General features: G+C 72.9%; 8 protein-coding genes. 4 read left to right on the top strand and 4 right to left on the bottom strand.

Features of this window, described 5'->3' with window-relative positions; all coding sequences use genetic code 11:
* Positions 1 to 122: 122 nt before the first annotated feature.
* Together ACFWGJ_RS40345 and ACFWGJ_RS40340 are read right to left on the bottom strand one after the other, a co-directional pair.
* The gene (locus ACFWGJ_RS40345) at positions 123 to 776 is read right to left on the bottom strand and encodes a GPP34 family phosphoprotein (RefSeq protein WP_387333937.1); all 654 of its coding nucleotides are present in this window, start codon (positions 774 to 776) and stop codon (positions 123 to 125) included.
* Positions 777 to 945: 169 nt separating this feature from the next.
* A complete protein-coding gene (locus tag ACFWGJ_RS40340) occupies positions 946 to 1,638 on the bottom strand; it encodes a copper homeostasis protein CutC (protein ID WP_387333936.1) in 693 nt (230 codons plus the stop codon).
* A 181-nt stretch (positions 1,639 to 1,819) separates the two neighbouring features.
* Between ACFWGJ_RS40340 and ACFWGJ_RS40335 the strand changes: the two genes are divergently transcribed.
* The 4 genes from ACFWGJ_RS40335 to ACFWGJ_RS40320 all read left to right on the top strand — a co-directional run bounded on the left by ACFWGJ_RS40335 (position 1,820) and on the right by ACFWGJ_RS40320 (position 5,649).
* A complete protein-coding gene (locus ACFWGJ_RS40335) occupies positions 1,820 to 2,446 on the top strand; it encodes a DUF5753 domain-containing protein (RefSeq protein ID WP_387333935.1) in 627 nt (208 codons plus the stop codon).
* A 32-nt stretch (positions 2,447 to 2,478) separates the two neighbouring features.
* Entirely contained in the window at positions 2,479 to 3,162 is a 684-nt protein-coding gene (locus ACFWGJ_RS40330; protein WP_387333934.1) for a hypothetical protein, read from the top strand.
* Positions 3,163 to 3,288: 126 nt separating this feature from the next.
* Positions 3,289 to 4,551 (top strand): Cmx/CmrA family chloramphenicol efflux MFS transporter, encoded by a 1,263-nt coding sequence (locus ACFWGJ_RS40325; RefSeq protein ID WP_387333933.1) that lies wholly within the window; start codon positions 3,289 to 3,291, stop codon positions 4,549 to 4,551.
* Positions 4,552 to 4,569: 18 nt separating this feature from the next.
* Entirely contained in the window at positions 4,570 to 5,649 is a 1,080-nt protein-coding gene (locus ACFWGJ_RS40320) for a GNAT family N-acetyltransferase (RefSeq protein ID WP_387333932.1), read from the top strand.
* Here ACFWGJ_RS40320 and ACFWGJ_RS40315 read toward each other — a convergent pair.
* Positions 5,638 to 5,913 carry a DUF4031 domain-containing protein gene (locus ACFWGJ_RS40315; RefSeq protein WP_387333931.1) on the bottom strand — a complete coding sequence of 92 codons (276 nt, stop codon included), beginning with the start codon at positions 5,911 to 5,913 and terminating at the stop codon, positions 5,638 to 5,640. The two genes, ACFWGJ_RS40320 and ACFWGJ_RS40315, sit on opposite strands and share 12 nt — an antisense overlap.
* The gene (locus tag ACFWGJ_RS40310; protein ID WP_387333930.1) at positions 5,910 to 6,299 is read right to left on the bottom strand and encodes a hypothetical protein; all 390 of its coding nucleotides are present in this window, start codon (positions 6,297 to 6,299) and stop codon (positions 5,910 to 5,912) included. The genes ACFWGJ_RS40315 and ACFWGJ_RS40310 overlap by 4 nt, the downstream gene beginning before the upstream one ends.
* Between the last annotated feature and the right edge of the window lie 189 nt (positions 6,300 to 6,488).

Raw genomic sequence — 6,488 nt, 5'->3', positions numbered from 1 at the left:
CTCGCGCCGTTCCCCGCGCCCCTCGGGGAGGGGCTGCGCCCCGTCCCACCCAGGGGCGCGGGGAACTGCGCAATCCTTGACCTTCGCCCCCCCCCCAGGGGCGCCGGGAACGCGCAGGCTTTTCAGCCGCTCCAGCCGCCGCCCACCGCCCGGCTCGCAAGGTATGAGTCGCGGAGCGCCTTGCGCAGACCGGGCACCGTCTCGTCGTACCGGTCGGCCAGCGCCCGGAGCGCCCGCTTGTGCGTACGCAGATCCGCACGGCTCCACACGCAGGTGACCTCCAGCTCGACCGTCAGCACGGCCATCGCCAGCTCCTCCAGCGGGATCGACGCCGGGTCGGTCCGGTCGAGGACGGTGCCGCGGACCCGTTCCTGGAGGGCGCGTACGTTCTCCGGACGGGTGACGGTGACGCGGTCGGACGGGACGAGTCCCAGCACCTTGCTGCGGGTCACGGTGACCTCCCCCGCGGCGGCCAGCTGGTCGCGTACCGGCTTCTCGGCGGTGTGGGCCTTGTTGTGCACGAACTGGAGCCAGCTCTTCGGCCTGTTGTCGGGCAGGTCGCCCCATACGGAGGCGAGGAAGGTGTCGTCCGGCGTCCTCCCGGGCCTCCGGATCACCTTCCCGCCGGTCGCGTCGAGGAGACCGGCGCGGGCCAGCTCGGTCAGGGCGCCGGCGCGCAGCAACTGACCACGGCCCTGGAGGTTGTCGAGCGTGAACTTGCCTTTGTCCACGGTGTAGCAGAGCAGATAGAGGTGCTGCGGCAGCCCTTGAATCATGTCGCCTCCGTCTCGTCCCCGGCCTTTCTACAACGCATGGCTTAGCGGACCAGCGGGAAACAAGGGGCGCAGGCTTTTAGGGGCGCGGGGAACTGCGCAATCCTTGACGCCCGCCCCCACCGCCCCGCAGACCGCAGACCGCAGACCGCAGACGGACCCACCAACCCCCTCAGCCCGCGTCCAGCGCGGAGCGCCACTCACGAACCGCCGCCGCGGACACCGCCCCCGCCCACCCCCCGGCCCGCGCCGCACCCCCGATGTGGAACGCGTCCACACCCCCAGCCCGCAGCCGAGCGACATGGTCGAGCCGCAACCCCCCGCCCACGAGGAGCTGCGGCTCATACCCCGCCTCCCCCCGCCGCCCCGCCTCCGCGAGCAGCGTCGGCAGCCCCTGGTCCACGCCGTCCGCGGACCCCGCCGTGAGGTACGTGTCCAGCCCGGGCAGGTCGGAGAGCCGCTTGCGCAGGGCGTCCCGGTCGGCGGCCCGGTCGATCGCGCGGTGGAACGTCCACCCGCAGCCGTCGAGTTCGGCGAGCACCGACTCCAGCGCGGCCAGATCGGGCTCCCCGTTCGCGTCGAGGAACCCCAGCACGAACTCGTCCGCCCCGGCCGCCCGCAGCTCCCGCGCGGCCCGTACGAGCGCCCGTACGTCACCGGCCGCGAAACCGTCCGCCAGTCGCAGCATGACGCGCAGCGAGATGCCGACGGCGGCCCGGATCCCGGCGAAGGTCTCGACCGGCGGGGTGAGCCCGTCGGCGGCCATGTCGGTGACGAGTTCCAGCCGGTCCGCGCCTCCGGCCTCGGCGGCGACCGCGTCCTCGACGTCGAGGGCGATCACCTCCAGGACTGCACGCTTGCTCATAGGACCTCTTCCCTCGGGCGGCTACAGATGACGGGCTACAGGTCTAGTCCAATAGTCAGCCTACGCGCCCCGCGACGGAGATCCACGGATATCACCATTCGCGCACGGACTGTCACTGTCCGCAACTACCCTCGATCTGGCGACGTCCGACAACGCCAGACGCGCGAAAGGGAGTTGTGCCATGCCCGAGACCGAGCGACTCGACCCGTCCCGCAGGACGCACGCGCAACCGGCATCGGCGGACGTCCTCGCATTCGAGAGCCTGGCGCGGTCGGTCAGGGACTGGGCACCGGACCTGATGCCCGGCCTGCTCAGAACCGCCGCCTACGGCCGGGCGGTGATCCAGGCGTACGAACCGGCCGGGACGGTCGAGGCCGCCGACGGACGGACGGCCTCCCGGCAGACGCGCGCCCGCGTCCTCGACAACCCGGCGGGGCCCCGCTACCACGTGATCCTGGACGAGATCGTCGTACGGCGTCCGGTGGGCGCCCCGCACACCATGGCCGAGCAGCTCCGGCGCGTCGCCGCACTGGTCCGCCGCCACCGGATCATCGCCCAGGTACTGCCTCTCTCGGAAGGCGCGCACACCGGGCTCGACGGCCTCTTCAAGCTGCTGACCTTCGACGACGCCCCGCCGGTCGCCTACGTCCAGGCCGCCGGAACCGGCCGTCTGTCGGACGATCCGGCCGTGGTCACCCGCTGCACGCTCACCCACGAACTGCTCGGGACCGCGGCCCTGCCCCCTCTCGCGTCCCTGGCCCTCATCGAGCGGGCGGCCGAGGCGTACGAGGACACGCACCCCGTCTGAACGAGCGCGACGGGGTGCGGACAATGGACCCCATGGCCGATCCCGACGCCCTGCGCACCCGCTGGTCCCACACACTCGACCGAAGCCGAGTCCGAAGCCGAAGCCAGAACCCTGGGGCGGAGACCCCCGCTGCCGCCCCGGCCCCCTCGCCGGAGGCCTACGCCGACAACCTCCTCGCCCGCTGGTCGGAACCCCAGCGGCGCTACCACACCCTGGACCACCTCACGGCGGTGCTGGACCACGTCGACGTGCTGGAGAAGGCCGCGGACGACCCGGATCTGGTCCGGCTGGCCGCGTGGTTCCACGACGCGGTCTACCTCCCCGACCGCTCCGAGAACGAGGAACGCTCGGCCCGCCTCGCCGAGCGCGCGCTCCCCGAGGCTGGCCTCTCCGCCGCCGCCACGGCCGAGGTCGCCCGCCTCGTGCGGCTGACGGTCACGCACGCCCCGGCCGGCGACGACCCGAACGGGCAGGTGCTGTGCGACGCCGACCTGGCGATCCTCGCCTCACCGCCGGACGCGTACGCCGCCTACACGGCAGCGGTCCGCGAGGAGTACGCCTTCGTGCCCCCGGACGCCTTCCGTGAGGGCCGGGCGGCGATCCTGCGCCAGCTCCTCGATCTGCCGCGCCTCTTCCACACCCGTCACGGCACAACGGAATGGGAGGGTCCGGCCCGGCACAACCTGACGGGCGAGCTGACTCTGTTGACGGCCTGAACCCCGGCCGGTGGAATGGGCTGTCCACCGTCGAGGTTGGCACTTGATATGCCCGTCCCCACGAGCTCCAGCTCACCCACGCCTGTCCGCACACCACAGTCCACGGCCGCGTCCAAGCGCCCACCCATGCCCCTGGCCGTCTACATCCTCGGGCTCTCCGTCTTCGCGCTGGGCACCAGCGAGTTCATGCTCTCCGGGCTGCTGCCCGCCGTCGCGGACGACATGCACGTGTCCATTCCGCGCGCCGGCCTGCTGATATCGGCCTTCGCGGTCGGCATGGTCGTCGGAGCGCCCCTGCTGGCCGTGGCCACGCTCCGGCTGCCCCGCCGCACCACCCTCATCGCGCTGATCAGCGTCTTCGGCCTCGGCCAGATCGCGGGCGCCCTCGCCCCGAACTACGCCGTGCTCTTCGCGTCCCGGGTCGTGAGCGCGCTGGCCTGCGCCGGCTTCTGGGCGGTCGGCGCGGCCGTCGCCGTCGCCATGGTCCCGGTGAACGCCCGCGCCCGCGCGCTCGCCGTGATGATCGGCGGCCTGTCCATCGCGAACGTCCTGGGCGTCCCGGCGGGCGCCTTCCTCGGCGAGAGTCTCGGCTGGCGCTCGGCGTTCTGGGCGGTCGGCGCGGCCAGCGCGGTCGCGCTCGTCGGAGTGGCCACCCTCATCCCCCGTATCCCGCTCCCCGACGAGAAGCCGCGGCTCAGGAACGAGCTGCGGATCTACCGCGACCGGCAGGTCTGGCTCACGATCTCGCTGATCGCGTTCTCCGCGGGCGGGGTCTTCTGCGCGTTCAGCTATCTCGCGCCGCTGCTCACGGACGTGGCCGGGCTCGACGAGGGCTGGGTGCCGGCCGTGCTCGCGCTGTTCGGGGTCGGCGCGCTCATCGGGACGACGATCGGCGGCCGGATCGCGGACGCGCACCTCTTCGGAGTGCTGCTGTCCGGCATCGCGGCCTCGACGGTCCTGCTCGTCACGCTCGCCCTGCTCGCGCAGTACGCCGTCGCGGCAGCCGCCCTCGCCTTCCTCCTCGGCGTCTCCGCCTTCTACACCGCCCCGGCGCTGAACGCCCGGCTGTTCAACGTCGCGACCGCCGCCCCCACCCTGGCCGCCGCGACCACCACCGCCGCCTTCAACCTCGGCAACACCGGCGGCCCCTGGATCGGCGGCGCCGCCATCGACGCGGGCCTCGGCTTCGCCTCCCCCGCCTGGGCGGGAGCGGCCCTGACCGTCACGGCGGGCGTACTGACCGCGATCTCGCTGCGCCTGTACCGGCGCGCGACGCCGTCACGGGTGGTCACCCGGGCCGCACCCAGGACCGGGGTCGCGGCGGAGGTCGGAGCGGAGGTGGGGGCCGAGGTCGGGGCGGACAGAAATACCGGCCGCTCCACGAACTGATCACCTATCCTCACCGGCATGCGAGCCATGGGTGGGGACCAGGTGGAAGAGGCCGTCTCGGGTGCGGTGGCGGCCCTGCGGGGCGCGGCCGACCGGGACTGGGACGTCAGGGCGGGCCGTCTCGAATGGAGCTGCCGCAGGACGGTGGAGCACATCGCGTCGGACCTCGTCTCGTACGCGGGCCAGCTCGCGGGCCGCCCCACCGACCGCTACGTACCCTTCCGCATCGCCTTCGACGAGTGCGAGAGCCCCGAGGACGTCCTCCAGGTCGTCGAGGCGACCGGCGCCCTCCTCGCGGCGGCCGTGCGCACCACTCCGCGGGAGGCGCGCGCCTTCCACCCGTACCCCTTCCGCAGCGCGAACCGTGAGGGCTTCGCCGCGATGGGTGTCGCCGAGGTGCTCCTGCACACGCACGACATCGCGGCAGGCCTGGGCATCGCGTACGAGCCGCCGGCCGCGCTCTGCGCCGACGTGCTGACGCGGATCTTCCCGCACGTACGCCCCGAACCCGGCCCCGACCACTGGCGGACCCTCCTGTGGGCAACGGGCCGCGGCGAACTGCCCGGCCGCGCGCCCCTCACCACCTGGCGGTGGAGCAACAACCTCGTCATACCGGCCGAGCGCCTCACCCTCCAGGGCGTCACCCCCGCGGCAGCCGCCGACCTCACCGCGGGCGGCACCGGCGGCTTCGAGTGGATCGAGGGCGGCCCCTTCCAGGGCACACGGGACGCCGCAAGCATGGTCGTCAAGGCGTACGAGGCCGGGGTGCACCGCCCCGAGTGGGGCATGTTCGTCCTCGTACGGCGGGAGGACGGCCGCGCGGTCGGCGGCATGGGCTTCCACGGCGCCCCGGACGACGAGGGCCGCGCCGAGGTCGGCTACGACCTGGCCGAACCGGCCCGCGGCAAGGGGTACGCCACCGAGGCCCTGCGTGCCATGTCCTCCTGGGCGCTGGCCCGTGACGACGTCTCCTACCTGCTCGCGACCGTGGACCGCGCCAACTCCCCCTCCCAGGGCGTCATCTCACGCGTGGGCTTCACCCGGGTGGGCACGGTCGACGACGAGGGGGAGCAGTACGCGTACGAGCTACACGGCTGAGCCCGGCCGCCCCTTGGGCCTGCGCAGCCCCGCCGCGTGCAGGATGCGGACGACCTCGCGGCTGCGCACCTGCACCGCGCCCTCCCGCACGGCGTCCTCGTACCGGTGCGAGGGGATGTCGTAGTGGTCGCGCTCGAAGGCGCGGGCGGGCGCGCCGAGCCGCCGCGCGAACGCGTGCAGCTCCTCGAACGACACGTCACTCACCAGGTGGGACCACATGCGGCCGTGCCCGGGCCAGTCGGGCGGGTCTATGTACACGGTCACGAAGAGCTCGCCCCGCCGCTCAGGGCCGGTCCGAGCGCGCCCACCGGGGCGACGCTCACCCCGGCCTTGTGACACACCCAGTGCGGGTCGGGGCCCAGCTCCGGCTCCACCTCCAGGGCATGCGGATCACCGTCATCGCAGACGGGGCAGAGCGGCCAGCGCCCGTACGTCTCCAGCAACGCGTCCTGTACGTCCTGGGCGACCAGCCCGGCCACGTACTCCACGCCCTCGGGCCACTGCTCCACCCACCACCGCCGCTGCACGACGGACTCCTCGACCATCGACACGACATCGGCCTCGGCGACCTCCCCCGCCACAAGATCAGCGATAACAAGAGCCCGAGCCGCATGAAGTGCCTGCTCAAGAGGAGCGACGGATGATTCCATACATCCATTGTGCGCCAACGGGTTTTAGGGGCGCGAGGAACTGCGCGATCTTTGAGCCGCACGAACAACGGCGCAGCACCCACCCACCCAGGGACGCGGGGAACGGCGCAGTCTTTCGCCTTTGGGGGCGCGGGGAACGGCGCAGTCTTTTAGGGGCGCGGGGAACTGCGCGGCCGGCCCCCACCGGCC

This window comes from Streptomyces sp. NPDC060205, assembly GCF_042728395.1.
Classification (GTDB): domain Bacteria; phylum Actinomycetota; class Actinomycetes; order Streptomycetales; family Streptomycetaceae; genus Streptomyces.
Note: the sequence above shows the minus strand (reverse complement) of the source record. Positions and strands in the feature narration are given on the sequence as shown.

Coding starts and splice junctions, on each gene's coding strand:
- ACFWGJ_RS40345 (WP_387333937.1), bottom strand. CDS start 776: ATGATTCAAGGGCTGCCGCAGCACCTCTATCTGCTCTGCTACACCGTG.
- ACFWGJ_RS40340 (WP_387333936.1), bottom strand. CDS start 1,638: ATGAGCAAGCGTGCAGTCCTGGAGGTGATCGCCCTCGACGTCGAGGAC.
- ACFWGJ_RS40335 (WP_387333935.1), top strand. CDS start 1,820: ATGCCCGAGACCGAGCGACTCGACCCGTCCCGCAGGACGCACGCGCAA.
- ACFWGJ_RS40330 (WP_387333934.1), top strand. CDS start 2,479: ATGGCCGATCCCGACGCCCTGCGCACCCGCTGGTCCCACACACTCGAC.
- ACFWGJ_RS40325 (WP_387333933.1), top strand. CDS start 3,289: ATGCCCCTGGCCGTCTACATCCTCGGGCTCTCCGTCTTCGCGCTGGGC.
- ACFWGJ_RS40320 (WP_387333932.1), top strand. CDS start 4,570: ATGCGAGCCATGGGTGGGGACCAGGTGGAAGAGGCCGTCTCGGGTGCG.
- ACFWGJ_RS40310 (WP_387333930.1), bottom strand. CDS start 6,299: ATGGAATCATCCGTCGCTCCTCTTGAGCAGGCACTTCATGCGGCTCGG.